At 71.0% G+C, this 26,176-nt stretch carries 26 protein-coding genes; 17 read left to right on the forward strand and 9 right to left on the reverse strand.

Translation table 11 applies throughout. The annotated features are described in order from the left end of the window. Nucleotides 1-79 precede the first annotated feature (79 nt). Nucleotides 80-838, reverse strand: coding sequence for a S1 family peptidase (locus ACFFQA_RS30100; protein WP_377859680.1), 759 nt, complete (start codon nt 836-838; stop codon nt 80-82). 311 nt (nt 839-1,149) lie between these two features. On the opposite strand from ACFFQA_RS30100, the gene ACFFQA_RS30105 reads away from it, so the two are divergent. The 3 genes from ACFFQA_RS30105 to ACFFQA_RS30115 all read left to right on the forward strand — a co-directional run bounded on the left by ACFFQA_RS30105 (nt 1,150) and on the right by ACFFQA_RS30115 (nt 3,623). Beyond that, on the forward strand, nt 1,150-1,317 hold the full coding sequence (locus tag ACFFQA_RS30105; RefSeq protein ID WP_377859683.1) for a hypothetical protein: 168 nt from the start codon (nt 1,150-1,152) through the stop codon (nt 1,315-1,317). 88 nt (nt 1,318-1,405) lie between these two features. Then, complete coding sequence (locus ACFFQA_RS30110; RefSeq protein ID WP_377859686.1) at nt 1,406-2,392, forward strand: EamA family transporter; 987 nt, start codon at nt 1,406-1,408, stop codon at nt 2,390-2,392. 16 nt (nt 2,393-2,408) lie between these two features. After that, nucleotides 2,409-3,623: a winged helix-turn-helix domain-containing protein gene (locus ACFFQA_RS30115; RefSeq protein WP_377859689.1), complete on the forward strand. Its 1,215-nt coding sequence runs from the start codon at nt 2,409-2,411 to the stop codon at nt 3,621-3,623. A gap of 37 nt (nt 3,624-3,660) precedes the next feature. Here the strand turns inward: ACFFQA_RS30115 and ACFFQA_RS30120 are convergent, their stop codons facing one another. Then, complete coding sequence (locus ACFFQA_RS30120; protein ID WP_377859692.1) at nt 3,661-4,596, reverse strand: DUF4097 family beta strand repeat-containing protein; 936 nt, start codon at nt 4,594-4,596, stop codon at nt 3,661-3,663. Between the two features lie 22 nt (nt 4,597-4,618). After that, nucleotides 4,619-5,209 carry a toxin-antitoxin system HicB family antitoxin gene (locus ACFFQA_RS30125; RefSeq protein WP_377859695.1) on the reverse strand — a complete coding sequence of 197 codons (591 nt, stop codon included), beginning with the start codon at nt 5,207-5,209 and terminating at the stop codon, nt 4,619-4,621. A gap of 137 nt (nt 5,210-5,346) precedes the next feature. Here ACFFQA_RS30125 and thyX point away from each other — a divergent pair, with 137 nt between their 5' ends. From thyX to ACFFQA_RS30155, 6 genes are all read left to right on the forward strand, one after another. Next, entirely contained in the window at nt 5,347-6,099 is a 753-nt protein-coding gene (gene thyX, locus ACFFQA_RS30130) for an FAD-dependent thymidylate synthase (RefSeq protein ID WP_377859697.1), read from the forward strand. 313 nt (nt 6,100-6,412) lie between these two features. Beyond that, nucleotides 6,413-6,811, forward strand: a complete 399-nt coding sequence (locus ACFFQA_RS30135) for an ACT domain-containing protein (protein WP_377859699.1) — start codon at nt 6,413-6,415, stop codon at nt 6,809-6,811. Nucleotides 6,812-6,820: 9 nt separating this feature from the next. Beyond that, entirely contained in the window at nt 6,821-7,447 is a 627-nt protein-coding gene (locus ACFFQA_RS30140) for a TIGR03085 family metal-binding protein (protein WP_377859701.1), read from the forward strand. Between the two features lie 188 nt (nt 7,448-7,635). Further along, nucleotides 7,636-8,562, forward strand: a complete 927-nt coding sequence (gene dapA / locus ACFFQA_RS30145) for a 4-hydroxy-tetrahydrodipicolinate synthase (protein WP_377859703.1) — start codon at nt 7,636-7,638, stop codon at nt 8,560-8,562. A 5-nt stretch (nt 8,563-8,567) separates the two neighbouring features. Next, entirely contained in the window at nt 8,568-10,259 is a 1,692-nt protein-coding gene (locus ACFFQA_RS30150) for a ribonuclease J (RefSeq protein ID WP_377859917.1), read from the forward strand. 256 nt (nt 10,260-10,515) lie between these two features. Further along, entirely contained in the window at nt 10,516-11,496 is a 981-nt protein-coding gene (locus ACFFQA_RS30155) for a hypothetical protein (protein ID WP_377859705.1), read from the forward strand. 54 nt (nt 11,497-11,550) lie between these two features. Here ACFFQA_RS30155 and ACFFQA_RS30160 read toward each other — a convergent pair whose 3' ends face one another. Further along, nucleotides 11,551-12,756 (reverse strand): S1 family peptidase, encoded by a 1,206-nt coding sequence (locus tag ACFFQA_RS30160; protein ID WP_377859707.1) that lies wholly within the window; start codon nt 12,754-12,756, stop codon nt 11,551-11,553. 236 nt (nt 12,757-12,992) lie between these two features. Here ACFFQA_RS30160 and ACFFQA_RS30165 point away from each other — a divergent pair, with 236 nt between their 5' ends. The 3 genes from ACFFQA_RS30165 (at nt 12,993) to ACFFQA_RS30175 (ending at nt 17,201) form a co-directional block, all read left to right on the forward strand. Continuing rightward, nucleotides 12,993-15,407: an ATP-binding protein gene (locus ACFFQA_RS30165; protein WP_377859709.1), complete on the forward strand. Its 2,415-nt coding sequence runs from the start codon at nt 12,993-12,995 to the stop codon at nt 15,405-15,407. A 76-nt stretch (nt 15,408-15,483) separates the two neighbouring features. Beyond that, on the forward strand, nt 15,484-16,158 hold the full coding sequence (locus tag ACFFQA_RS30170) for a dioxygenase family protein (RefSeq protein ID WP_377859711.1): 675 nt from the start codon (nt 15,484-15,486) through the stop codon (nt 16,156-16,158). Next, the gene (locus ACFFQA_RS30175) at nt 16,158-17,201 is read left to right on the forward strand and encodes a beta propeller repeat protein (protein WP_377859713.1); all 1,044 of its coding nucleotides are present in this window, start codon (nt 16,158-16,160) and stop codon (nt 17,199-17,201) included. Before ACFFQA_RS30170 ends, ACFFQA_RS30175 begins: the two co-directional genes overlap by 1 nt. Nucleotides 17,202-17,240: 39 nt before the next feature. Here ACFFQA_RS30175 and ACFFQA_RS30180 read toward each other — a convergent pair whose 3' ends face one another. Then, nucleotides 17,241-18,071: a lysophospholipid acyltransferase family protein gene (locus tag ACFFQA_RS30180; protein WP_377859715.1), complete on the reverse strand. Its 831-nt coding sequence runs from the start codon at nt 18,069-18,071 to the stop codon at nt 17,241-17,243. A 115-nt stretch (nt 18,072-18,186) separates the two neighbouring features. Between ACFFQA_RS30180 and ACFFQA_RS30185 the strand changes: the two genes are divergently transcribed. Next, nucleotides 18,187-20,682 (forward strand): DNA translocase FtsK, encoded by a 2,496-nt coding sequence (locus ACFFQA_RS30185; protein WP_377859717.1) that lies wholly within the window; start codon nt 18,187-18,189, stop codon nt 20,680-20,682. 124 nt (nt 20,683-20,806) lie between these two features. Here the strand turns inward: ACFFQA_RS30185 and ACFFQA_RS30190 are convergent, their stop codons facing one another. After that, the gene (locus ACFFQA_RS30190; protein WP_377859918.1) at nt 20,807-21,184 is read right to left on the reverse strand and encodes a phospholipase; all 378 of its coding nucleotides are present in this window, start codon (nt 21,182-21,184) and stop codon (nt 20,807-20,809) included. A 486-nt stretch (nt 21,185-21,670) separates the two neighbouring features. On the opposite strand from ACFFQA_RS30190, the gene ACFFQA_RS30195 reads away from it, so the two are divergent. Further along, nucleotides 21,671-21,844, forward strand: coding sequence for a hypothetical protein (locus tag ACFFQA_RS30195; RefSeq protein WP_377859719.1), 174 nt, complete (start codon nt 21,671-21,673; stop codon nt 21,842-21,844). Between the two features lie 313 nt (nt 21,845-22,157). On the opposite strand, the gene ACFFQA_RS30200 is transcribed toward ACFFQA_RS30195, so the two are convergent. From ACFFQA_RS30200 to ACFFQA_RS30210, 3 genes are all read right to left on the reverse strand, one after another. Then, nucleotides 22,158-22,349: a hypothetical protein gene (locus ACFFQA_RS30200; RefSeq protein WP_377859720.1), complete on the reverse strand. Its 192-nt coding sequence runs from the start codon at nt 22,347-22,349 to the stop codon at nt 22,158-22,160. A gap of 36 nt (nt 22,350-22,385) precedes the next feature. Next, nucleotides 22,386-22,874: a phospholipase gene (locus ACFFQA_RS30205; RefSeq protein WP_377859721.1), complete on the reverse strand. Its 489-nt coding sequence runs from the start codon at nt 22,872-22,874 to the stop codon at nt 22,386-22,388. A 91-nt stretch (nt 22,875-22,965) separates the two neighbouring features. Then, on the reverse strand, nt 22,966-23,508 hold the full coding sequence (locus ACFFQA_RS30210; protein ID WP_377859723.1) for an amino-acid N-acetyltransferase: 543 nt from the start codon (nt 23,506-23,508) through the stop codon (nt 22,966-22,968). A 103-nt stretch (nt 23,509-23,611) separates the two neighbouring features. On the opposite strand from ACFFQA_RS30210, the gene rimO reads away from it, so the two are divergent. The 3 genes from rimO to ACFFQA_RS30225 all read left to right on the forward strand — a co-directional run bounded on the left by rimO (nt 23,612) and on the right by ACFFQA_RS30225 (nt 26,142). Then, the gene (rimO, locus tag ACFFQA_RS30215; protein ID WP_377859725.1) at nt 23,612-25,057 is read left to right on the forward strand and encodes a 30S ribosomal protein S12 methylthiotransferase RimO; all 1,446 of its coding nucleotides are present in this window, start codon (nt 23,612-23,614) and stop codon (nt 25,055-25,057) included. Between the two features lie 100 nt (nt 25,058-25,157). Next, a complete protein-coding gene (gene pgsA / locus ACFFQA_RS30220; protein WP_377859920.1) occupies nt 25,158-25,688 on the forward strand; it encodes a CDP-diacylglycerol--glycerol-3-phosphate 3-phosphatidyltransferase in 531 nt (176 codons plus the stop codon). Next, nucleotides 25,675-26,142 carry a CinA family protein gene (locus ACFFQA_RS30225; RefSeq protein ID WP_377859727.1) on the forward strand — a complete coding sequence of 156 codons (468 nt, stop codon included), beginning with the start codon at nt 25,675-25,677 and terminating at the stop codon, nt 26,140-26,142. Before pgsA ends, ACFFQA_RS30225 begins: the two co-directional genes overlap by 14 nt. Nucleotides 26,143-26,176 lie beyond the last annotated feature (34 nt).

Genomic DNA, 26,176 nt, shown 5'->3' on the forward strand with positions numbered 1-26,176 from the left:
CCGATGGAAGATCCACTCGCGGCGGGATGATCGCGAAACGCGGCACGGCGCCGTTGCCGTGCCGCGTTCCCACGCGGGGTCAGACCCCGGCGTGACCGCGGATCCAGTCGCGGAACGACGCGACATTGGTGTAGCCGGCCCAGCCGCTGCCGGCGGGGCGGTGCCCGATGGCGCAGACGCCCGCCTGCACGTTGTTGCCGGAGGCCCCGCGCACGATCACCGGGCCGCCGGAGTCACCACCGGCGATGCTGCCGTTGGTCTGGGTGCAGATCGCGCGAGGGCTGGCGTTGCTCTGCGCGCAGTTGACGCTGCTGATCTGCCCGTCGGCGTACTTGAGCCGCTCGGGCAGCGGCCCGCTCCAGTCCGACTTCTCCGAGCCCCAGCCGAAGACCTGCACGGCCTTGCGGTCGGCGAGGTCGGCTGAGGTGGCCAGCGTGGCGTACTGCGAGACGTTGACGTCCCGGTCCAGCTGGAGCAGGGCGATGTCCGCACTCGGCCAGTTGTAGCTGGGGTGGATGACCTTGCGGGAGACGGTGGCGGTCTGGCCGCCGCTGCTGCGGGTCAGCGAGCCCACGCGCACCGAGTAGGTGCCCGCGCCCGCGACGCAGTGCGCCGCGGTCAGCACCCAGCGCCGCGCGATGATCGTCGAGGTGCAGGTGAAGCCGCCGTTGTTGTGCAGCGCGCTGATCCACGGCTTGGCGGAGGAGACGAACCCGCCGCCGACGATCCGGGTCTGCACGTCGCCGGGGTCGGCGACCGCCGAGGGGGCGAGCACGGTGGAGGTGGCCGCGGCGAACCCGACCGCGATGGTTGCCAGCCGCGTGAGGGTGAATCGCATGATGATCTCCTTGCAGGGAGTGAAATCGACCCGTCACGCCGGCGGCGGCTGCGGCGGTGGGGCCGGTTTCGAAAGGGGAGATATCTGTAGTCTGGGGAAAACGCGCATTTCGAGTCAGCCCCGTTCGACGCAACTTTCCCGGGACTCCGTGCTGCATTCGCACTGCGTGCTCGGCCATTCGTCCCGCGTCGTTCGTCGTTGTTGCGGAAAGTGACGTCCTCTTCACTCGTCCCGGGAATGCCGGTCACGAGGAGCCGGGACCCAGAATGAGCTGTTCGCCTCGCCGGAGGCGTGGGAGTGGGGAAACAGCGATGCGACAGGTGGAACCGGGATCCGGGCCGACCGCGGACGAGCTCATCCGGCGCATGCGGGACAGCCCGCAGGAGTGGCTGGCCAAGCGGCTCGCCGAGGCCATGGCCGCCGACCCGAGGGCGACCGCCGCGATCCCCATGCCTCGCGGCGCCACTCACCTCTCCTGACCCGAGCCGCGCGGAGCACGGGCTGGGCGCGTCCTAAAGGGCGGAAAATCGCGAGAGTTCCCGCACGGGTGCGTGCGAGCGTTGGTCGGTGACGACCACCGCCGCCGCCTCGGCAGAGAACACCGCACACCGCAGCTTCGGCTGGTTACCGTGGGCCGCGCTCGGCGTGGTCTACCTCGTGTGGGGCTCCACCTACATCGGCATCCGTTTCACGATCACCTCGATGCCGCCGTTGCTGTCGGCCGGGGCCCGGTTCCTCGCCGCGGGCGTGCTGCTCGCGGTGATCGTCTTCTTCGTCTCCGGCCGGTCCGCGCTGCGGATGACGGCTCGGCAGCTCGGCACGGCAGCGCTGGGTGGCCTGCTGCTGCCCGCGCTCGGCAACGGCGTCGTCGTGGTCGCCCAGCAGGAGGTCGCCTCCGGCCTGGCCGCGCTGCTGGTCGCCTGCGTCCCGCTCTACGTGGTGGTGCTGCGGCGGATCAGCGGTGAGCGGCCGCCGATGATCACCTTCGCCGGGGTCGCGCTCGGCCTGGCCGGGCTCGCGGTGCTGCTGCTCGGCGGCTCGCAGTCCGGTGGCACCCACGGCTCGGCGTGGTGGGGGCCGTGGCTGGTGCTGCTGGCCGCGATGTTCTGGGCGACGGGGTCCTTCGCCACCACCAAGCTTCCCGTGCCCGCCAACCCTTTCGCGCTCTCCGCCGTGCAGATGGTCGTCGGGGGCGCCGTGCTGACCCTCGCGGGTCTCGGCTCCGGTGAGCGGGTCGACCTCGCGTCGATCACCACGTCCTCGTGGGTCGCGTGGGGCTACCTCGTGCTGTTCGGCTCGGTGCTGGCGTTCAGCGCGTACGTCTTCTCGCTCGGCAAGCTGCCGGTGTCCACGGTTGCCACCTACGCGTACGTCAACCCGGTGATCGCGGTGTTGCTCGGTGTGGTGCTCGCCGGGGAGCGGTTCGATCTCGTTCAGCTGCTCGGCGGCGCGTTGGTGCTGGTCGCGGTGGTGCTCGTGGTCCAGGCGGAGCGTCGTTCGCGGCGGGCGGTGATCACCGAGTCCTCGCCTGTGGAGGGGACTGTCGGTGGGTAATGCCACTATCCGGACCGTGCAGACTCTCACGCTGGCGGCGACCCGGAGAGCGGCTCTGGCCGCGCAGGGGTTCGCCGACGCCCGCCCCGCCGGACCGCCCACCCGACGGCACCTTCAGCGCGTGCTCGACCGCACTGGCCTGCTCCAGCTGGACTCGGTCAACGTGGCGGTGCGTGCCCACTACGCGCCGGTCTTCGCGCGCCTGGGGCCGTACGCGATGGAGCTGCTCGACGAGGCGGCGTGGTCGCACACCGCGCGGCGACCACGGCTGATGGTGGAGTACTGGGCGCACGAGGCCAGCCTGCTGCCGGTGGCCGACTGGCCGTTGTTCCGGTGGCGGATGCGGCGCTACGAGTCGCTGAAGGGCAAGCACTGGAAGGCCGCGCACAGCGAGCCCGAGCTGATCTCCGACGTGCTGGCGGCGATCAAGGAGCTGGGGCCGGTGGGCGCGGGGGCGCTGGAGCGCGAGCTCGGCGGGCCGGGCAGGCTCGGCAGGGGCGGTTGGTGGAACCGGTCCAACACCAAGATCGCGTGTGAGTACCTGTTCGCCGTCGGCGAGCTCACCACCGGTGCCCGGCGCGGCTTCGAGAGGCTCTACGACCTGACCGAACGCGTTGTGCCACAAGAGATCCACGCGCTGCCCGAGCCGGATCTCGCCGAGGCGGCGCGGCGGCTGGTCGAGCGGGCGGCCGCCTCGCACGGAGTGGCGACCGAGACCGACCTGCGCGACTACTACCGGCTCGGCGTGCAGCCGTGCAGGCAGGCGATCGCGGAGCTGGTCGAGGACGGCGTGCTGGAGCCGGTCCAGGTGCAGGGCTGGCGGAACCCGGCCTACCGGCACGTGAACGCGAAGATGCCGAGGCGGGTCAGCGGGCGCGCGCTGCTGTGCCCGTTCGACCCGTTGATCTGGGAGCGGGCGCGCACCGAGCGGCTGTTCGGCTTCCACTACCGCATCGAGATCTACGTTCCGGCCGAGCAGCGCAAGTTCGGCTACTACGTGTTCCCGTTCCTGCTCGACGAACGACTGGTGGCCCGGGTCGACCTGAAGGCCGACCGGACCGACGGCGTGCTCCGGGTGCAGGGCGCGTTCGCCGAGCCGGAGGTGGACCGCGCGCGCGTGGTGGTGGAGCTCGCGGAGCAGCTGCGGGAGATGGCGGAGTGGCTCGGGCTGTCGGGCGTGTGGATCGGCGCCCGAGGCGATCTGGCCAAGGAGCTGCGCAAGGCGGTCTGAGCCGTGGCGCGGGGGTTTCCCGCGCCACGGAAGCCCTTTAGCTGACGGAGGTGGTCACCAGGACGTTGCCCGACGCGGTCCGGCCCTCGACCCGCAGCGCCGGGTTGTCCCAGCCGGGCTGGCGCTCCTCGAACACGGGCAGCTCGCTGCGCGCCTCGCCGGAGACCGACACCAGGTCCAGCTCCGCGACGGTGCCCTGCCGCACGCCCACCCGCAGCGAGCCGGAGCCGCTGGCCAGGTGGATGCGGCCGGAGACGGCGTCGGCCACGGTCAGGTCGCCGCTGCCGGTGCGGACGTCGACGTCGTGCTGCACCGCGCCGAGCCACACGTCGCCGCCGGTGGTGACGAGCTTGCTCGGGCCCTGCACGGAGGAGACCTCCAGGGCGCCGTTGCCGCTCTTGGCGCGCAGGCTGCCGTGCACGGGGCCGAGGCGCACCGCGCCGGTCCCGGTCTGCACGTTGATGTTGCCGTCGGTGCGGTCCACGGTCACGTCCCCGCTGGAGGTGACCAGATCGACCCGCCCGGCCACGCCCGCGACCCCGGTCACGTTGATCGCCGCCGCGCCCGTGGTGACGTTGATGTGCGAGCCGCGCGGCACGCGCACGACGACCGACAGCGGGACCACGCGCAGCGGCATGCCCTGCGGTCCGCGCACGACCAGCCGGTTGCCGGTCTGCTCGACGCGGGTCTGCTTGACCGCCTCATCGGTCGGCGCGTCCTGCTCACCGCCGGTGAACTGCGAGTTGACCCAGTTGAACAGCCCGGACAGGCCGTTGACCAGGGTGTCGCCACCGTCGAGCTGGCGCCGCACGGTCACCGAGGCGCCGTGCTCGCCGGTCAGCTCCACATCGACCCGGCCCGCGTTGACGTGCACCTCGACCTCGGCGGCGCGGGTGGTCACGAACTCGAACTGGCGGACCACGTCCCCGTTCTCGGTGGTGGTGGTCTCCGCGGTGTTCTCGGGAGTGCTCATCGTCGTCTCGTCTCCCCGTGCCTCAGCCGCGGACCCAGCCGCGGAGGCGGGTGCCGGTCTCGGGTTGTTCCTGGGCGCGCTTGGCCGAGCTCTGCTGGTTCACCCGGTTCTGCAGCGCGCTGCGCACCGCGTAGCCCATCCAGCTGTTCAGCGACACGCCCTGGGACGCGGCGGCCTTCTCGGCCTTGGACTTGATCTCGTCAACCATCCGCAGCGTGACCCGGCTGATGTTGCCGGTGGCGTCGTCGAAGGCGGTTTTCAGCGGCGTCTCGTCCTTCGGCTGCTCCTCCTCCGCGGCCGGTTCCGGTTCCGGCTCGGGTGTGGGTGCGGCCTCCGGCTCCGGGGCGGGCTCGGGCCGCGGGCGCGGGGCGCGGACCGGGCTGGTCACCACCTCGACCTCGCGGCCGCGCAGCCGGACCTCCACCACGTGGTCCTCCTGGGAGGCGGTGACCTGCGCGGCGAGGTCGGAGAGGGCGTTCATGATCGCGATCCGGGCGGCGGGCTCCAGCGCGGCGGAGAGCACGGCCGCCGTCCGCCTCGTCTGCTCGTCCCCGGCCGACGCCGCGGTGGCGAGGTCCTCGCGAAGTGCGGCGATGTAGGGCGTGAGGTCCATGACGCCACTATGGCGTCACTCGTGACGTCAGTCAAGGAAACCGTGACGCCACCGCAGTGATCGAATGGCGTCGATTTAGGGTTACTGATGGAGTCGCGTTCGGTCCGCGAGCGCAGGGAAAAAGGGGTAGGCAAGGCATGGCGCAGACGGTGTCCCCGAAGGTGCAGCTCATCGCCAAGACGGAGTTCTTCCCGCCGGCCGAGGTGCCCTGGACCACCGACGCCGACGGCGGCCAGGCGCTGGCCGAGTTCGCGGGCCGGGCGTGCTACCAGTCCTGGCGCAAGCCCAACCCGAAGACCGCGACCAACGCCGGGTACCTGCGGCACATCCTGGAGGTCGGCCACCTGTCCGTGCTGGAGCACGGCTCGGTGAGCTTCTACCTGACCGGCATGTCCCGCTCGCTGACCCACGAGCTGATCCGGCACCGGCACTTCTCGTACTCGCAGCTCTCGCAGCGCTACGTGCCGGAGTCCGACGCGGCCATGGTCGAGCCGGACGTCATCTCAGGCGACCCCGAGCTGCACGAGATGTTCACCAAGGCCGCCGAGGCCAGCGTCGCGGCGTACAACGACCTGCTCGCCGGGCTGGAGAAGAAGTTCGCCGACGAGCCCAACGCGACCCTGCGCCGCAAGCAGGCCCGCCAGGCGGCCCGCGCGATCCTGCCCAACGCCACCGAGACCCGCATCGTGGTGACCGGCAACTACCGCGCGTGGCGCCACTTCATCGCGATGCGCGCCACCGAGCACGCCGACGTCGAGATCCGCGCCCTGGCCGTGGAGTGCCTGCGCCAGCTGCAGAAGGCCGCGGAGAACGTCTTCAGCGACTTCCAGATCTCCGCGCTGCCGGACGGCACCGAGGTCGCCTCCAGCCCGCTGGTCGCCGAGGGCTGAGCCCGGTGCGCCTGGTCTAGCTGACCGCCTCGTCCCCGTCGCGGCGCTGCCGGGAGCGCGCGGAGTGCTGCTCCGCGACGCTTCCGGCTGGGGTGGTCGCCCGGTCCGGACTGTCCACTTCGGACCATCTGTTCCACGAGCTGTGCCAACGAGTTCGCGGTGTCCGAGGAGTTGCCCGTCGGGCGCGCCGAGGTGGTCGAGCCGCACTCCGGCCACCAAGGCGCGGCGGCTGCTCGACGCGGTCGTGCGAGGTCGCCCGGCCTACCAGTGGTGGAGCGGGAAAACCGTTGGTGCTGCTGGCAAAAGAGGGGGCGTGACAGTGGTCGAGCTGGACCTCCGTCCGGAGATCTACAGCGTGCTCCGCCTCGCCCCCGATGCCCCGGCCCCGGTGGAAGTCCTTGCGGCGCAGGGGTTCGTGTCGATCAGCCGGACGCCGGAAGAGCTCTCCGTGGTGTGTCCGACGGAAGTCGCCCCGCTCGCCGACCAGGCCGAGGGCGGTTGGCGGTTGCTGACGGCCCGCGGCCCGTTCGACTTCGCCCTCACCGGGATCATGGCGGCGCTGTCCACCCCGCTGGCCGAGGCCGGGGTGCCGCTGTTCGCGCTCTCGACCTACGACACCGACCACCTGATGGTGCGGGCGGAGCACCTCGCCAGGGCCGTCGCGGCGCTGCGCGACGCCGGTCACCGGGTACACGAGAATTCCTCGGCATAGTCTGGTGGCATGGGATTCGCGCGGGACGAGCGACGGGCACTGTCCGACCTGTTCGAGGAGGTCGGCCCTGACGCGCCGACGTTGTGCGAGGGCTGGCTGACCAAGGACCTCGCCGCTCACCTGGTGGTCAGGGAGCGCAGGCCGGACGCGGCGCTCGGCATCCTCGTCGCCCCGCTGGCCGCCTACACCGAGCGCGTCCAGAACGGCTACGCCGCGAAGCCTTGGCGCGAGCTCGTGCACCTGGTCCGCAGCGGCCCGCCCACGCTCTCGCCCTACTCGCTGCCCGGTGTCGACGAGGCCGCGAACGGCGTGGAGTACTTCGTCCACCACGAGGACGTCCGCCGCGCACAGCCCGGCTGGCAACCGCGCCCCGCCGACGCGAAGCGGGACGCGGCCGTGTGGAAGGGCGTGACGCGGGTCGCCCGGCTGAACTACCGCCGCAGCCCCGTGGGCATCGAGCTGCGCCGCCCGGACGGCGAGTCGATCACGGCCAAGCGCGGACCGAACACGGTCACCCTGACCGGCGAACCGGCGGAGCTGCTGCTGCACGCCTTCGGCCGCGACGCGGTCCGCGTCCACGCCGAGGGGGAGCAACGCGCCATCGCCGTCGTCAACGGACTCACCCGCGGCATCTGAGCGTTCGGCGACCCCGGTGGAGGGGTGCGTCACGGTCGATGGAAAGACCGCACGGGGAGGGCCTGCGGGACGGAGAAACGGTGGGCTCGGGCAGCGTTTGGCGTAGGCATTCCGGGCCCTTCGGAGGAGCGCGTTCGCGGGTGGGTCGCAGCGCGTGGACCAGGGAGCTCGCGCGGTAGCGTCATGCCATGACCGCATGCCCCACCGCAACCCCAGGCCGCCCGTTCGGGCGGGTACTCACCGCCATGGTCACCCCGTTCACCGAGACCGGGAAACTCGACCTGGACGCGGCGCAGAAGCTGGCCGCGCACCTCACGGACTCGGGCTGCGACGGGCTGGTGCTCAACGGCACCACGGGGGAGAGCCCCACCACCACCGACGCCGAGAAGGCGGACCTGGTGCGCGCCGTCGTCGCCGCGGTCGGGCACAAGGCGACCGTGGTCTCCGGCGCCGGCACCAACGACACGGCGCACAGCGTGCAGCAGGCCATCGCCATGGAGAAGGCGGGCGCGCACGGGCTGCTCGTCGTCTCGCCGTACTACTCCCGGCCCGCGCAGACCGGGCTGTTCGCGCACTTCAGCGCGGTGGCGGACGCGACAGCACTGCCGGTGATGCTCTACGACATCCCCGGGCGAACAGCCGTGGCGATCGAGGTCGACACGATGTGCCGGCTCGCCGAGCACCCGAACATCGTCGCGGTGAAGGACGCCAAGGCCGACCTGTACGCGGCTTCGCAGGTCATGAGCCGCACCGACCTGGCCTTCTACTCCGGCGACGACCTGCTCAACCTGCCCTGGTTCTCCGTCGGCGCGGTCGGCGTGGTCAGCGTCGTGGGGCACGTGGTCGCAGGGCGGCTGCGCGAGATGCTCGACGCCCACGAGCGCGGCGATGTGGTCGCGGCGCGCGCGACCCACAGGGACCTGCTGCCGGTTTTTGCTGCGTTCGGCACACTTGGCGGTGTGATTTTCAGCAAGACAGCGCTGCGCCTGCGCGGCCTTCCTGTCGGGGACCCCAGACTGCCCATCCCAGCGGCCACGGTGGCCGAGCGTGACGCGCTCGCCGCCAACCTGCGCGCCGTCGGTCTCGACGTCGCGGAGGAGGCGGTCGCTCAGTGAGTTCGGTGCAGACCCACCGCTCCACCGCGCTCATCCCGCCCCCGAAGCTGCCCGATGGCGGACTCCGGGTCGTCGCACTCGGCGGCATCGGCGAGGTCGGCCGGAACATGACCGTCTTCGAGCACGCGGGCGAGCTGATGATCGTCGACTGCGGCGTGCTGTTCCCCGAGGACCTCCAACCCGGTGTCGACCTGATCCTCCCGGACTTCCGCGCCCTGGAGAACCGGCTGCACGACATCGTCGGCCTGGTGCTCACCCACGGCCACGAGGACCACATCGGCGCGGTGCCGTTCCTGCTCAAGCTGCGCCCCGACCTGCCGGTCTACGGTTCGCGGCTGACGCTGGCGCTGGTGGCGGCCAAGTGCAAGGAGCACCGGCAGACCCCGCGGCTGGTCGAGGTCAAGGAGGGCGAGCACCACGCGATCGGCCAGTTCGACTGCGAGTTCTTCGCCGTCAACCACTCGATCCCGGACGCCGTGGCGGTCGCGATCAAGACCTCGGCCGGGGTGGTGCTGCACACCGGGGACATCAAGCTCGACCAGCTGCCGCTGGACGGCAGGCTCACCGACCTCGCGGGCTTCGCGCGGCTGGGCGACGAGGGCGTCGACCTGTTCCTGGTGGACTCCACCAACGCCGAGGTGCCCGGCTTCGTCACGCCGGAGCGCGAGATCGGCCCGGTGCTGGACAACGTCATCCGCAAGGCCACCCAGCGGGTGATCGTCGCCTGCTTCGCCAGCCACGTGCACCGGGTGCAGCAGGTGCTCGACGTGGCGGTGAACCACGGGCGGCAGGTCGCCTTCGTCGGCCGCTCGATGGTCCGCAACATGGGCATCGCCGCCGAGCTGGGCCTGCTCAACGTCCCCGACGGGTTGCTGGTGGACCTCAACGAGGCCATGGCCATGCCCGAGAGCAAGGTCATGTTCGTCTCCACCGGCTCCCAGGGCGAACCGCTCTCGGCGCTGTCGCGGATGGCGCGCGGCGAGCACCGGCAGATCAGCATCCGCGCGGGCGACACCGTCGTGCTGGCCAGCTCGCTGATCCCCGGCAACGAGAACGCGGTGTTCGGCGTGGTCAACGGGCTGGTGCGGCTCGGAGCGAACGTGGTGCACCAGGGCAACGCGAAGGTGCACGTCTCCGGGCACGCCTCCGCGGGTGAGCTGCTCTACCTCTACAACGCGGTCCGGCCGAGCAACGTGATGCCGGTGCACGGCGAGTGGCGGCACCTGCGGGCCAACGCCGAGCTGGCGGTGCTCACCGGCGTCGCCCCGGAGCGCGTGGTGATCGCCGAGGACGGCGTGGTCGTGGACCTGGTCGACGGCCAGGCCACCATCACCGGCCGGGTCGAGGTCGGGCACGTCTACGTGGACGGGCTCTCCGTCGGTGACGTCGGCGAGTCCACGCTGTCGGACCGGCTGGTGCTCGGCGAGGGCGGGTTCATCTCGATCACCGTCGCCGTCGAGGCCGCCACCGGGCGCGCCGTCGCCCCGCCGACGATCTCCGGCCGGGGCTTCTCCGACGACCCGAAGGCACTGGACCAGGTCGTTCCGCTGGTGGAGATGGAGCTCGCGCGCACCGAGGCGGAGAACATCACCGACTCGCACCGCATCGCCCAGGCGGTGCGCCGCGTGGTCGGCCGCTGGGTCGCCGACACCTACCGCAGACGTCCCATGATCGTTCCGACGGTCATCCCGGTCTGAGCGCTCCGCCGGCTCCTCGGGTGGACACCGGGTCACCGTGCCCGGTGTCCACGCGGACGGCCGAAGCGCTACCTCCGGGCGCGAAGAGATTTTTCAGTGTTTTTCACAGTAATGCGCGTGGCCGACGGCGTCGTCGCTGGTCACGGGGTGTAATAGGCAACGGACCCCGCGTCCTGGGACTGGTTTCCGTCTCACGGGCAAGGTTAACTAGTTCCCCACCTGGACGGTCGTGCCAGCGGCCGGGGTGGGAGGTGCCATGACCCTCGACTCGGCAACCCCGTTCGTCGGACGTGCGGACTCACGGTCCGTCGCTGAGATCGACGACCCAGAGCTCCTCGCCGCGCTGCGCACCGGACCGTTCTCGGAAGCGCTGCGCGTGGCCATCCGGCGCAGCGGCCTCGCGCTGGAACGCGTGCAGTCCCGCCTGCTCACCCGCGGTGTCCGGGTCAGCCTCGCCACCCTCAGCTACTGGCAGCGCGGCCGCAGCCGCCCCGAGCGCATCGAGTCCCTCAAGGCCGTCGAGCTGCTCGAAGAGGTGCTGCGGCTGCCGCCGAACTCGCTGCTCAACCTGCTCGGCCCGCGTCGGCCGCGCGGTCGGTGGCAGGCCGGGACACCGCGCCCGCTGACCTTCGACCGGCTGTGGACCGACCACTGGGCGCTGGAGCAGATCCTCGAAGCGGAGGGCGACCGGCTCAACGAGCACGTCACCGGCCTGACCTTCCGGGACCAGTACTGGATCGGCGCCGACCGCACCGAGCGCCGCGTCGTCACCAGCCAGGTCATCCGCGCCGAGCGCGACGGCGTCGACCGGGTGGTGGCGATCTTCCGCGGCGACGACCCGAGCCAGAAGATCCCCTCGGTGATCACCGTCCAGTACGGCGAGCTGGGCCGGGTGTGGTCCGACGACGACTCCGGCTTCCTGGTCTTCGAGATCCTCTTCGACCGGATGCTGGACCGGGGCGAGACCACGGTGGTCGAGTACGAGATCGTCTTCCCGGAGGGCGGGGCCGTCGCGCTGTCCTCCGACCGCCGGGCCCGCTACCCCGTCCGCGAGTACCTGCTCCAGGTGCACTTCGACCCGGATGCCATTCCGCGCCGGGTTTTCGAGTTCAGCAGGCACAACGCGCAGACCCCCGACCACACTCGCAACGAGTTGTTGATCGGTCGCTCCGGAATGGTGCACTCGTTGCACAGCGATTGTGTTCCCGGGGTGCACGGAATTTGCTGGGAATGGTAACGGCCGCGTGTCCCGGAAAGGACACGCGGCCGTTTCATCCGCGCAGACGGGCTGTTAGCTCGCCGTCTCCACAGACAGTCCGTAGTAGCTCAATGCGTCACTGAGCGGCTGGAAGTACGAGGACTTGCCGGGGATGTTCCCGCCGTTGAAGGTGCAGGTCTGGTTCATCGGCCCGCCCGAGGTCATGCCCTGCGCCTGGTTGCCGGAGATGTAGGCGCCGCCGCTGTCACCGCCCGCGGTGCACACCGAGGAGCTGCCGAGCCCGCGCACGACCGTCTGCGGGCCGCCGTTGGGGTCGGTGTAGGTGACCGTGACGTTGTAGGACTTGATGTTTCCGCAGGTCCAGCCGGTGGTGGCGCCGGACTTGCAGATCGTCGAGCCCACCGCGGCGCGGTTGGCTCCGCGCACCGCCACGAGTCCGGCCGCACCCCAGGTGCCGACCGAGGTCATGATCCGGTCCTCGGTGTCGACGCGGGCAACGCCCATGTCGACGCTGTCCTGGCCGATGCCGAAGCGGGTGCCGGTGGCCTTGGCGAAGTGCGTGCTGCCCAGGTACAGGTCGGGCAGGCCCTCGACGCAGTGCCCCGCGGTGACCAGGAAGCGCTGACCGGCGGAGTTGCGCGCTCCGAAACCGACTGAGCACCAGCCGCCGCCGGCGGCGCTGAAGGTCATCTTGCTGCCGGGGTAGACGTCCGCCGTCGGCGCGAGGCGCTCGGTGGTGGTCTCCACCCGCACCGCCGAACCGTGCTTGGCCGCCTCGGCCAGGAACTTCTGGGTGGACGCCGAGCGCTGGCCCTCGCGGACGGTCACGGTCACCACGTCCGCGGCCAGGTCGACCGCCCACGAGTTGACGCCGTCCGGCCGGTGCAGGCTCGCCGCCTTGTCGAGGTCGGCGGAGACCCGCTCCAGCGCGGCCGCCCCACGGGCTCCGGTGCGCACCGACAGACCCTTGGCCTTCGCCTTGGCCGAGGTCGCCTTGTCCGCGGTGTTCACGGTGAGCTGCCCGTTCACGAAGAACGCGCCGTCCACCGCCGCACCGGAGCCGTGCAGCTCGGTGAGGCGCTGCTGCTGGACGCCCTCGCTGTCCAGCCGCGCGGCCGCCGCCCCCGGGCTCACGCCGAGGCTGGAGGCCAGGGCGTTGAGCATCTGCGGGTCGTACGAGCTCACCGAGGGAGTCGGCAGCGCCGGGGCGGCAGGGGTCGCCACGGCGGTGCCGGAGAAACCGATGACGGGCGCGACAATTCCGGCCGTCAAGGACACCAGAAAGATGTTACGAGAGCGCGACAAAGTAAGGCTCCTTTTTCTGGCAGGCCGAAGCGAAGCAGGGGGGAACCGGCGGGACGGCAGGGGTCCCGCCGGATTTCTCGCTCCGGCCTGGCCGCATTCGGCAGAAATCCCGAATGCGATGCGACAACTGTCGTCATCGTTGCGGGCACAAGCAAGACCCAAGCGCCCTTCACTTTTTCACCCTGTCTTCACTCCGGACTGACGCGGCGGTGGGCAGGGTCGGTCGGGTGCGGATGTGTGCGATGTGCGGGGGCGCGCTGACCGGCGGCGCGGTCGGACGGCCGACGAAGTACTGCTCCGGCGCATGCCGGCAGCGCGCGTTCCGCCTGCGCTCCGCTGGGGCGGATCCCGTGCGGGACGGGGAGTCCCTGCCGAAGGCGCTCGACGGGTTCGTCGGCCGCGAGCTGGAGCTGCCGCGCGTGCGGTCGCTGCTGCGCTCCGCTCGCCTGCTCACGCTCGTCGGCCCCGGCGGGGTCGGCAAAACCAGGCTGGCGACCGAGGTCGTGCGTGGCGTGCGCGGCGTCCGGCTGGCTGAGCTGGACTCGGTGAGCAGGAGCGAGCTGGTTCCGCAGGCGCTCGCTGTCGCGCTCGGGATGGGCGAGCACGCGACGAAGCACGTGCGAGAGGCGCTGCTCGCCGAGCTGCGCGAGCGGGAAGTGTTGGTGCTGTTGGACAACTGCGAGCACGTGGTCGACGCGTGTGCGGAGCTGGTCGAGTGGTTGCTGCGGCGGTGTCCTGGGCTGCGGGTGTTGGCGACCAGCCGCGAGGCGCTGCGCGTTCCCGGCGAGGTGGTGTTCCGCGTCGGCGCGCTTTCGGTCCCGGAGCACGGAGACGACCAGGACCTGGCGCGGGTGCTGCGCTCCGGTGCGGCCCGGTTGTTCGTCGAACGCGCCCGCAGCGGTGATCCGGCGTTCGAGCCCGCACCGGCCGACGTGCTGGCCGAGGTGTGCCGCAGGCTGGACGGGCTACCGCTGGCGATCGAGCTCGCGGCTCGGCGGGCCGGTGCTCTGTCGATGACGGACATCCTTGCGGGACTTGATGACCAGCTGGGTCTGCTCACCGACGGCAGCCGGACCGCGCCGTCGAGGCACCGGGAGCTGGCCGCCGCCATCGAGTGGAGCCACCGCCTGCTCGACCCCGCCGAACAGGCGGTGTTCCGCAGGCTTTCGGTGCTGCTGGGCGGTTTCGACGTCCAGGGTGCGACCGAGGTGTGCACCGGTGGTGAGGTCGACGAAGGCTCCGTGCTGCGGCTGGTCTGCGCGCTGGAGGCGAAGTCCCTCATCGTCCGCGTCGGCGCGCGGTTCCGGCAGCTCAACCCGATCCGGGCGTACGCGGCCGAAAGGCTCACGGAGTCGGGAGAGCTTGCGGCGACGAGGGACCGGGCCGCGTCGTGGCTCGCCCGGCTGGCCGGACCACCGGTGGGACCGCTGTTCTTCGGGGACTCCCTGGCGGATGGAGTGCGCGACGAGCACGAGAACCTGGTCGCCGCTGTGGACCACACCGCCGAAGACCTGCTTGCAGGGTCGAGCACCGCCTCAGGGGACCGTGACGACCGGCACGTGCTGCTCGCGATGGCGTTGGCCAGCGTCTGGCAGCAGCGCGAGCTGGCGGCGCCCGCGCGGGAGCTGCTCGCGGAGACGCTGGAGCGAGTCCCGGAGTCGAGCTACCGGGGCATGGCGTTGGCGATGGCCGCGCGGTTCGCGTGCTTCCAGGTCGACCACGCCGCCGGACTCGCGCTTGCGCGACAAGCGGTTGAGGTCCAGCGCGGGCGCGACGACCTGGTCGGGCTCGCGGACGCCCTGGACACTCTCGCGCTCGCGCTGACCGTGTGCGACGACTTTCCGGCCGCGGTCACGGCGTACCGCGAGTGCCTTGAGCTCGTGCGCCCGCTCGGGCGGCCGGTGGAGACCGCCTTCTGCGAGTACACCGTCGCGTGGTCGTTGTTCCACGTCGGCGACCTCGACGGAGCGGAGGCGGTGATGGCGAAGTGCTTGCCGGTGCTGAGGAAACACGGCTCCGCTGCGCAGCTGTCCGCCACCTTGCACACGGCGGGAGCGCTGCGCCTGGCTATGTCCGATGTGGACGGTGCTGAACAGTTCTTCCTGGAGGCGCTGGGTGTTGCCTCCGTTGACAGCGCACACGCGGCGCCGAACATCGAAGGGCTGGCGTTCGTCGCAGCAGAGCGCGGTGACCCGCGACGGTCTCTGACGCTCAATGCCGCCGCCACTGTGATCCGCGACCGACTCGATGTCCCTGCCGGTGGACCGTGGCAGGACCGGCTCGACGCGACCCTTGCGCAGGCGCGGGACCGGCTGGCTCCAGCCTCCGCGCGCTCCGCGATCGAGGTTGGTGAGGTTCTGCGTGGTGAGCGTCTGTCCGCGTTCTTGTTGCGGGACAAGCACTATCGCGACCAGGACGATGACCATCCGCTGTCCCCGCGCGAGGCCGAAGTGGCCGCACTCGTCGCGGAAGGCTTGACCAATCCCCAGATAGCGCAACGGCTTCGTGTGTCCGGTGGCACGGTCGCGGCACACCTCAACCGCATCAGGGACAAGCTCGGGCTGCGGTCGCGGACCCGGATCGCGTTGTGGGTGGCCGAGCGCGGCGGGTTTCGTAACGCGTGATCGTCCGGTGGATGTGACCGTGCACCGCACTCGGTGACACTGCGGTCATCTGACGGTTTCCCTGCAAGGAGCTGCGATGTCGCACGCCCACCACACACCCTCACGTCGAAGTTTCATCCGCACGAGCGCGCTCGGAGCGACTTCGGTCGCGATCGGCGCGGCAGCGGCAACGGCCGCAGCCCCCGTCGCGGACGCCACGGCGCCGTGGCCGGTCACCCCCGCCTGCTCCGGCCACGAGACCCCGGCAGCCATGGAAGGTCCGCTGTTCAAGCCGAACTCCCCGGAGACCACGCAGTTCGTCACGCCCGGCACCAGCGCCGGTGTGCTGCTGGACTTCACCGGTGTCGTCTACGCGACTGACTGCAAGCCGGTCTCGGGCGCGTTGCTGGAGTTCTGGCAGTGCGACCAGAACGGCGACTACGACACGGCTGGATTCTCCTTGCGCGGCCACCAGTACTCCGGTGCCGACGGCTCCTACCGGCTGAGCACCATCGTGCCGCGCGACTACTACGGCAGGTGGGGCCGCCGCGCCCCGCACATCCACACACAGGTGCAGGCTCCCGGCGGTCCGGTCCTGGTGACACAGCTGTACTTCCCCGACAACACCCAGGCGTACGGCAGGAACTTCGCCGAGCTCAACGCCGGGGACGCGCTGATCAACCGCGCCTGCACCCTCGCACTCAACCCGCCGCGGGGCGGTCGCTACACGGGCCGGTTCGACTTCGTCATCAAGACGAGGGGGAACCTCTGATGCGACTGGCGAAGCTCGCGACGGCGCTGGTCTGCGCCATCAGCTTGGTCTCGGCGGTTCCGGCCGCCGCGAAGGTCGGGAGCTGGACCCGTACCCCGGTCCCGATCTCCAAGGGCGACATCGCCGCCGTGGCCGCGCTCACCGACCGCGACGCGTGGGCGGTCGGCTATCGGCTCAGGAGCACAACCAGCCTCCAGGCCGTGGCGCTGCGGTGGAACGGGACCGGGTGGGCTCAGGAGTCGGCGCTGCCCGCCGAGACCTACCCGCAGGCGCTCGCGGTCCGCTCCGCCACCGACATCTGGGAGGTCGGGTCGGGCAGCAGCCACTGGAACGGCAGGACCTGGACCAAGCACGCCCTGGAGCGGGGGATGGTGCCCGAGGCCGTCGCCGCGGTGCCGGGCGGAGGTGTGCTGGCGGTCGGCATGAACACGCCCGGCTCGATCAAGGACGGCGTGCCGGACGTGCAGAGCTGGGACGGAACCCGGTGGCGCAGGCAGGTTCTGCCGCAGCTCGGCAAGGGCGGGCTCACCAGCATCGCCGCGCTCGCGCCCGACGACGTGTGGGCGGCGGGCTACACGACGGGCGGCACGCAGACCACGCTCGTCGTGCACTGGGACGGCAGGACGTGGCGCAAGGTGGACGCGCCGAGCGCCGTCGGGGCCAACACCTGGATCTCCGGCCTGACCGCGGTCGGACCCGGCGAGGTGTGGGCGGTTGGCGGGAGCGTCAAGGGCTCGGCGGAGCGCCCGTTCGTGATGCGCTGGGACGGCAGGGCCTGGACCGCGACGCAGACGCCCGACGTCGCCGACGGGCGCCTTCGTGCGGTCGGCCGCACCGGTGGCGGCGAGCTGTGGGCTGTCGGTGGCAAGGGCTCGGTGACGGTCGCGTTGCGGTGGAACGCCACCGCGCGGCGGTGGGACACCGAGTCCTCGCCCGACATCTCGGTGCGCGGGTTCGCCGCGGTCCCACAGAGCGGCGGGCTGTGGGCGGTCGGCATCGCCAGGCAGGGTGACTTGGTCCCGGCTATCGCGCGGTACGACTAGCGGTGACGGTGCCGCGTCGTGCTCGGTGCGGCGCGGCACTCACAGCTTGTCCGGGGTCCAGGGGCTCTTGGCCTTGATCGGCCGGGTGGCGTCCTTGAACCTCGGCTCGTCGAGCTCGTCCTGGCGCAGCGGCACCAGCCCGGTGGCGATGGAGCGCATGATCCGGTCGCGGGCCCGGACGGCGTCGCCCGGCGTGGTGGGCGACAGGTCCTCCAGCGGCACCTGCGGGCCGAAGTGGACCTTGAACCTCGGCCGCTTGAAGACCGACTTGAACCACGAGAGCATCAGCGGCTTGAAGTCGTTCCAGCCCTCGACGTTGAGCGAGCCCCAGACGACCGCCTCGTGCGCGCCCCACTGGCTGACCGGCAGCACCGGGGTCTTCGCGCCGAGCGCGATCCGGGCCGCGCCGCTCTTGCCGCGCTCCGGCCACATCCCGGCGTCGAGCGAGATCCGGCCCTCGGGGTAGATGACCAGCGTCTTGCCGCCGTTGAGCGCGTCGATCGCGTTGTCCATGGCCTGGGTGACCGTCTTCTCGCCGCGGTCCACCCGGACGTGCCTGCACGTGCGCCACGCCCAGCCGACCACGGGCGCGTCGAACAGCCCGCCGGTGGACATCAGGTACGGGATCACGCCCATCTTGTGGCACGCCGCGACCAGCACGAAGCCGTCGAAGACCCCGATGTGGTTGGAGGCGACGAGCACCGGTTGACCACGCAGTTCCTCCGGCACCTCGCCGGAGACGACGAGCTTGCCGGTGACGGCGACGAAGACCCTGTTGGCGCGCAGAAGAATCCGCCAGAGCAGGGGTGGCCGCCGCAGCGGTCCTGGCCTGTCGGACGGCTCGTCTGGGATGGAATGCAGAGAAACCATGGCGATGCAGCATTGCATGCTCGCGGGCACCGGTGTGTCATCAAGGCCGAATTTGTCGGCTGCGTTACGGCGTGACGCCTTCGAGCTTCAGCGGCGGACTACTACCGTGTTGGCCATGGCGAACCGTGCATCTCCCGCGAAGCGAGGGACCCCAAGCTCCCGGGGCGGCGCCAAACCACGCTCGGGTTCGGGCAGGTCACCGGCGAAGCCGAGGGCCAAGGCCCCGGCGAAGCCCGCCGCGAGGTCCTCCACGAAGGGTGGCGGCGCGAAGGCCCCGGCGCGGCGGCCCGCTCCCCGCAGGACTGGTAACCCGATCGGCCGAGGCGTGCGCGCGGGCTGGGGCCTGCTCGCCAGGGGCGTCGGCGGCATGGCGCGCACGGTCGCGCGCACCAAGGAGATCGACGAGGGCCATCGCCGCGACGGGCTCGGCCTGCTGCTGGTGGCGATCGCGTTCATCGCCGCCGCCGGCATCTGGTGGCAGGCGGGCGGACCGGTCGGCGAGGGCTTCAACTGGGCCGTCCGCAGCGTGATCGGCGCGGGCGCCGTGGTGCTGCCGCTGCTGCTGGTCACCATCGGCATCGTGATCATGACCCGCGAGAACCACCCGGAGGCCAGGCCCCGGCTGGTCGCGGGGGCGCTGCTGCTCACCCTCGCGGTGCTCGGGCTGCTGCACGTCCTCACCGCGCGCCCGCAGGACGCCGAGGGCTGGATGTCCGGCGGCGGCGCGATCGGCTACCTCGTGGCCGACCCGCTGTCCAAGGGCCTGACCACCTGGGTCACCGTGCCGCTGCTGTTGCTGGTGATCGTGCAGGGCGGCCTGATGATCTCCGGAACGCCGCTGCGCGAGCTGCCCGCGCGGCTGCGCGCGCTCACCCAGGACGAGCCCTACGACGACGACTCCGAGGAGGTCAGCGCCGACGACCTCTTCGACGACGTCGACCCCGCCTCGGTGCGGCTGCGCAAGCCCTCGCGACGGCGCCAGGCCGCCGACGTCACCGATGCGGACGACCAGCTCAGCCTGGACGACCTCGGCGCGGAGCCCGCGCCCGCCAAGCCGGTCAAGGCCAGGCAGGTCAAGGAGACCCCGCAGGTCGTGGACAAGCCCGCGACCGGGCAGCTCGCGCTGACCAGGGTGGTCGAGGGCGACTACAAGCTGCCGCCGATGACGCTGCTCACCGAGGGCGAGGCGCCCAAGGCCCGCAGCCGCGCCAACGACGCCATGATCGAGGCGATCACCGGCGTGCTGGACCAGTTCTCGATCGACGCCCAGGTCACTGGCTTCACCAGGGGCCCGACCGTGACCCGCTACGAGGTCGAGCTCGGCCCCGGCGTGAAGGTCGAGAAGATCACCGCGTTGACCAAGAACATCGCCTACGCGGCGGCCACCGACAACGTCCGGCTGCTCGCGCCGATCCCCGGCAAGTCCGCGGTCGGCATCGAGGTGCCCAACAGCGACCGCGAGATGGTCCGGCTCGGCGACGTGCTCAAGTCCGGCACCGCGCTCAAGGACACCCACCCGCTGGTGATCGGCCTCGGCAAGGACATCGAGGGCCACATGGTCACCGCGAACCTGGCGAAGATGCCGCACCTGCTCGTCGCGGGCTCCACCGGCTCCGGCAAGTCCAGCTTCGTCAACTCGATGCTGGTCTCGCTGCTGTCCAGGGCCACCCCGGACGAGGTCCGGATGATCCTGATCGACCCGAAGATGGTCGAGCTGACGCCCTACGAGGGCATCCCGCACCTGATCACGCCCATCATCACCCAGCCGAAGAAGGCGGCCGCCGCGCTGGCCTGGCTGGTGGAGGAGATGGAGCAGCGCTACCAGGACATGCAGGTCAACCGGGTCCGGCACATCGACGACTACAACCGCAAGGTGAAGTCGGGGGAGATCACCGCCCCGCCCGGCAGCGAGCGGGACTACCGCCCGTACCCCTACATCCTGGCGATCGTCGACGAGCTGGCCGACCTGATGATGACCGCGCCGCGCGACGTCGAGGACGCCATCGTCCGGATCACCCAGAAGGCCCGCGCGGCGGGCATCCACCTGGTGCTGGCCACCCAGCGGCCGTCGGTGGACGTGGTGACCGGCCTGATCAAGACCAACGTGCCGTCCCGGCTGGCGTTCGCGACCTCGTCGCTGACGGACTCGCGGGTCATCCTCGACCAGCCGGGCGCGGAGAAGCTGATCGGCATGGGCGACGCCCTCTACCTGCCGATGGGCGCCTCCCGGCCGGTGCGCGTGCAGGGCGCCTTCATCGGCGACGACGAGATCAACAAGGTCGTCGCGTTCACCAAGGAGCAGGCGGAGCCGGAGTACACCGACGGCGTCACCTCGGCCAAGGCGGGCGAGAAGAAGGAGATCGACCCGGACATCGGCGACGACCTCGACGTGCTGGTCCAGGCGGTGGAGCTGGTGGTGACCAGCCAGTTCGGCTCGACCTCGATGCTCCAGCGCAAGCTGCGCGTCGGCTTCGCCAAGGCGGGCCGCCTGATGGACCTGATGGAGAACCGAGGCGTGGTCGGGCCCTCGGAGGGCTCGAAGGCCCGCGAGGTCCTGGTCAAGCCGGACGAGCTGGACTCCGTCCTCTACTCCATCCGCGGCGGCGACTGACCCTCCGGCCATTCGCGGGCTTATGGACGCTTCCCAGCGCTCCAGCACGTCCATAAGCCCGCGAATGGCGCATGAGAAGGCCCACCCGCGAAGGGTGCGGGTGGGCCGTCGAGGTGGGAGGGGATCAGGTGCCCCACTTGCGGACGGCGGCGTAGTAGAGGTCCGCGATGCGCTTGCAGGCCCAGTTGCTGCCGCAGATGCCGTACAGGTCGCTCTTGAAGTTGTTGTCGACCCGGAGCTTGGCGTCGGCGTTCCACCGCTGCTGCTTCTTGTAGTTGCGGTAGCCGAAGTCGTGCCGGTGGCAGGCGGGCTTGAAGTTGAAGCCGACCGGCTTGTCCGGCGACCAGGAACAGGCATCGGAGGACCAGTCGAGCTGGTCGGCGTACGGCTTCTGGTTCCGGGTGTTCTCGAACTGGCTCAGCGAGTAGCTGAACAGGTACTGGTCGGTGACAGCCCTGATGTCGACCGCCTGGGCGGTGCCCGCGCCCATGGTCACGCCCATGGCCAGCGCGGTGGCCACGAGGGTGCCTCTGGCGGCGGAGCGGATGCGGGTGGAACCGGTCATAGGGTCTCTCCTCGCAGGGTGAGGTAGATAACAGCGAGATTCCTACCTGGCCGGACCAACCTCCGGTAGAGCGCTCCAAAAAATCCTGAACACGATTCGGTAAACCGTTGTTGATCTTTTTCTGCGCCAGTCGAAAGTAGTGGCCCATTTGCCGTTGGGCCTTATGCGTGGCGCTATGCGCCATTTCGGCCTTGGCCGAGACATAACTCCCGTGCTATGGCCCGTTGGGATGAGCGCTGGACCACGCCAGTGGCCCGTAGTCCCTGCACATGCGCGGAAACCCTTCGCGGGCCCCGCCACTCCCGCCCGCCAGCCGGTGATCGTCGGCGGTGGTCCGGCCAGTGAGACCTATTCGTTCACGGCGTCCTTGCGGAACAGTCGAGGACATTTCTGCGGCGGTTCGCTGATCAGGCCGCAGTGGGGGTGACCGCTGCGCACCGCGTTCAGAGCCAGTGCACCGCGACGTGGAGCAGCGCCGGGGTCTCCCAGGCCGTGGTCGGCTCCGGTGACACCCCGCTGGGCCGACTCGCGCAGGCGCCGGTTGCCCTCGCCGAGGACGGCGGGGCCGTCGGTGCGGCGACCCGGCGGATCGGCTGAGGCCAGAACTGCGCGCCGCCGGGCTGCTGTGGCGTGCCTAGCCACGTGTCCTGCACGTGGTACCACCACCTCACCACCCCCTGGCGTCCTCACCCGCGTGCCCCTCGTTTCGCGTTTTGTAGCCTTAATGCGAAATGAGAGCGCTCTTTTGCGCATCAAGGTGACAAAACGCGAGAACCCCGGCCACGCCAGCTGGCCCACGCGTGCACGGGGTCGCGAGGGCGCGGGGTCGCGATGGCGCGGGGGCGCGGGCCACGAGGGCGCGGGGGTGGCGCGGGGGCGCGGGGTGTCGGGACGGCGTGCAGGACAGGCGCTAGCCAGGGCGGCGTCGAAAACTCGGGCGCGCATCGATGCGGTCACCCACCGCTGGGGCGACTTGCGCGACAAGCTCCTGGCGGCGCTGCCAGGGGATGGGGCCCTCGGCCTTGGTGGTGACGACATCCTCGACCGGCACGTCCTGGTGGCCGCTGGTGTTGCCGGCGCGCACGCCCGCGATGCTGTCCACCGTGGCAGAACCTCGGGCCCTGCTTTGCCTGACCGGTCACCGCACCGCCGAGGCCCGGTCCACGGCCTTGGCGGTGCTCGCCGACGACCCGCCGAAAGTCCGCACCGCGTAGTAGTAGATGTCGGCGATGCGTCTGCACGCCCAGTTGGAGTCGCACCGGGTGTACATGTCCGCGCGGAAGTTGTCGTCGACGCGCAGCCGGTTGGCCGAGTCGAAGCGACCCTGCCGCTTGTAGTTGCGGTAGCCGAAGTCGTGGCGGTGGCACGCGGGCAGCAGCTCGAACCCGAAGGGGTTGTCGGGGGCGCTGGAGCAGCCGTCGGTCGACCAGTCCAGGTCGCCGTCGTAGGGTCGTTGCAGCCGGAGCTGGCCGAACTCCGCCAGCGACTTGGCGAAGAGGTAGTCGTCGGTGGTCGCGCGGACGTCGATCGCCTGCGCGGAACCCGCGCCGAGCACGACGGCCAAGGCCATGGTGATGATCGTCATGGCGCCCCGGGTCAGGTGCCGGAAGCCTCGTGAAGCCCTCATCGCGGTCTCCCTCCGTGCTGCGCACACATGCGCACACCTGTTGGTACGGCAGGTGTGAGCTGGGAGAACAGCCCCGAATGGGGAACGCTTGCTAACGATCGCGCACGCGGTCGTCCAGCATCAGCAGCATCCGCGAGTTGCCGAGGGTGTTCGGCTTGACGTAGGGCAGGTCGAGGAACTCCGCGACACCGACGTCGGGCGAGCGGCGGATCTCCTCGTAGACCTCGGCGGTGACCGGGGTGCCGTCGATCTCCACGAAGCCGTGCGCGCCGAAGAACCCGGTCTCGAAGGTCAGCACGAAGATCCGGCTCAGCCCGAGCTCCTCGGCGACGTCGAGCAGCTGGCTGACGATCCGGTAGCCGATGCGCTGCCCGCGCGCGGCCGGGTCCACCGCGATGGTGCGGATCTCCGCGAGGTCCTCCCACAGCACGTGCAGGGCGCCGCAGCCGAGCAGCCCGCCCGTGCCGCCTTCGGAGGTGGCGACCCAGAACTCCTGCACGTCCTCGTAGAGGGTGACCAGGTCCTTGTCCAGCAGCACGCCCGCGTACTTGTCCGCAAGTGCCTTGATCGCGGGAACGTCACTCGTCCTGGCACGGCGGACGATGACCCCGGAGATCTCCGGATCGGTCGACACGCGTGAAGCCTACGCCCAGCCCCCGGCGCGGTGGGAGCGGTCAGGGCGGGCGGAGGAGTGGTGTGGTCAACGGGGGTCAGTCGTGGCGGTTACCCTGACCGGCGTGTCTTCATCCCCCTCCTCCCGCCGTGTCGCACTGCTGACGCTGGGCTGCGCCCGAAACGAGGTCGACTCCGAGGAGCTGGCAGGCAGACTCGGCGCGGGCGGCTGGGAACTGGTGGACCCGGACGCCACCGCCGACGTCGTCGTCGTCAACACCTGCGGCTTCGTCGAGTCGGCGAAGAAGGACTCCGTCGACACCCTGCTCGCCGCCTCCGACACCGGCGCCAAGGTGGTCGCCGTCGGCTGCCTCGCCGAGCGCTACGGCAAGGAGCTGGCCGACAACCTCACCGAGGCCGACGCGGTGCTGGGCTTCGACCACTACCCGAACCTGGCCGAGCGGCTGGACGACGTGGTGGCGGGCCGCGAGATCACCTCGCACGTCCCGGTGGACCGCCGCACGCTGCTGCCGATCACCCCGGTGGAGCGCCCCAAGGCCACCTCGGACGTATCCGTCCCCGGCCACGGCTGGGTGCCCGGCGTGGTCAGCGCCAACCGCAGGCGCCTCGACGACTCGCCGGTGGCGCCGCTGAAGATCGCCTCCGGCTGCGACCGCCGCTGCTCGTTCTGCGCGATCCCGTCCTTCCGGGGCTCCTTCGTCTCGCGCACCGCGGACGAGCTGGTCGCCGAGACGGCGTGGCTGGCATCGCAGGGCGTCCGCGAGGTGTTCCTGGTCAGCGAGAACTCCACCTCCTACGGCAAGGACCTCGGCGACCTGCGCGCGCTGGAGAAGCTGTTGCCGCGGCTGGCCGCCGTGCCCGGCATCGACCGGGTGCGGGTGTCCTACCTCCAGCCCGCCGAGACGCGCCCCGGCCTGGTCACCGCCATCGCGTCGACCCCGGGTGTCGCGGAGTACTTCGACCTGTCCTTCCAGCACTCCAGCGAGCGGGTGCTGCGCAGGATGCGCCGCTTCGGCTCCACCGACTCGTTCCTGGCGCTGCTGGAGCAGATCCGCGAGCAGTCCCCGACCGCGGGCGCGCGCACCAACGTCATCGTCGGCTTCCCCGGTGAGACCGAGGAGGACCTCGCCGAGCTGGAGCGCTTCCTCACCAACGCCCGCCTCGACGCGATCGGCGTGTTCGGTTACTCCGACGAGGACGGCACCGAGGCGCTGGAGCTGGACGGCAAGCTCTCCGAGGAGGTCGTCGCCGAACGCGTCGCCCGGATCTCCGCGCTGGCCGAGCAGCTGACCACGCAGCGCGCCGAGGAGCGGGTCGGCGAGGAGGTGCTGGTGCTCGTCGAGCAGCTGGCCTCCGAGGAGACCGACTGCACCGGCCGCGCCGCCCACCAGGCCCCCGAGGTCGACGGCGAGTGCGTCTTCGCCGACGGGGACGCCCTCGACGTCGAGGACCTCGATGTCGGGATGCTGGTGCGCGCCAAGGTCATCGCGGCCGAGGGCGTCGACCTGGTCGTCGAGCCGCTGGAGATCGTGCCGAGGGTTACCGCGTGAGCCGCGCGCTGCCTGCGTCGTCGGGGACGACGTGAGCGCGGCGGGAGAGCCCTCCGCCGGCAACCAGGTGCCGCTGCTGAACATCGCCAACCTGCTGACCATGCTGCGGCTGGCGCTGGTCCCGGTGTTCCTGGTGACCCTGTTCGTCGGCGGTGGGCACGACCAGTACTGGCGGTGGGTCACCTTCGGCGTGTTCGCGCTCGCCTCGGTCACCGACCGGATCGACGGCAGCCTCGCGCGGCGCTACGGCCTGGTCACCGACTTCGGCAAGATCGCCGACCCGATCGCGGACAAGGCGCTGACCGGCGCCGCCCTCGTCGGGCTGAGCCTGCTCGGGGACCTGCCGTGGTGGGTGACCGTCGCGATCCTGGCCCGCGAGCTGGGCATCACGCTGCTGCGGTTCTGGGTGATCCGGATCGGCGTGATCCCGGCCAGCCGGGGCGGCAAGGTCAAGACACTGCTGCAGATCCTGGCGATCGGGCTCTACCTGCCGATGCTGCCGAGCGGCTTCGACCCGCTGCTGTGGGTCATGATGGGCGCCGCGGTCGTGGTCACCGTGGTCACCGGATTCGACTACGTCCTCCAGGCACTTCGGCTGCGGGCGGGGGCGCGCGAGCGTGAGTCCCACTGAGCTCGTCGCCGCCCTGCGCGCGCGGGGCGAGACGGTGGCCACCGCGGAGTCGCTGACCGCGGGGCTGGTCTGCGTCGCGCTGACCGACGTGCCGGGCTCCAGCGCCGTGGTGCGCGGTGGGCTGATCGTCTACGCGACCGAGCTCAAGGCCACGCTCGCCGGGGTCGACGCGGCGCTGCTCGCCGAGCACGGCGCGGTGCACCCGGAGGTCGCCGCGCAGCTCGCGGTGGGCGCGCGGGACCGGTGCGGCGCGACGTGGGGCCTCGGGCTGACCGGGGTCGCCGGGCCCGATCCGCAGGACGGGGTTGCCCCCGGAACGGTGCACATCGCGATCGCGGGCCCCGGCCGGGAACCCAGAGTGCTCACGCTGCGTTGTGAAGGTGATCGGCACGCGGTGCGTGCGGCGTCCCGTGACGCCGCGCTGGCGATGCTCGCGTCCGAGCTTGTGACCTGAACGGGGCAACCGCGCGGAACACCGGAGGACTGGA

Source organism: Allokutzneria oryzae (assembly GCF_042429765.1).
Lineage (GTDB): Bacteria > Actinomycetota > Actinomycetes > Mycobacteriales > Pseudonocardiaceae > Allokutzneria > Allokutzneria oryzae.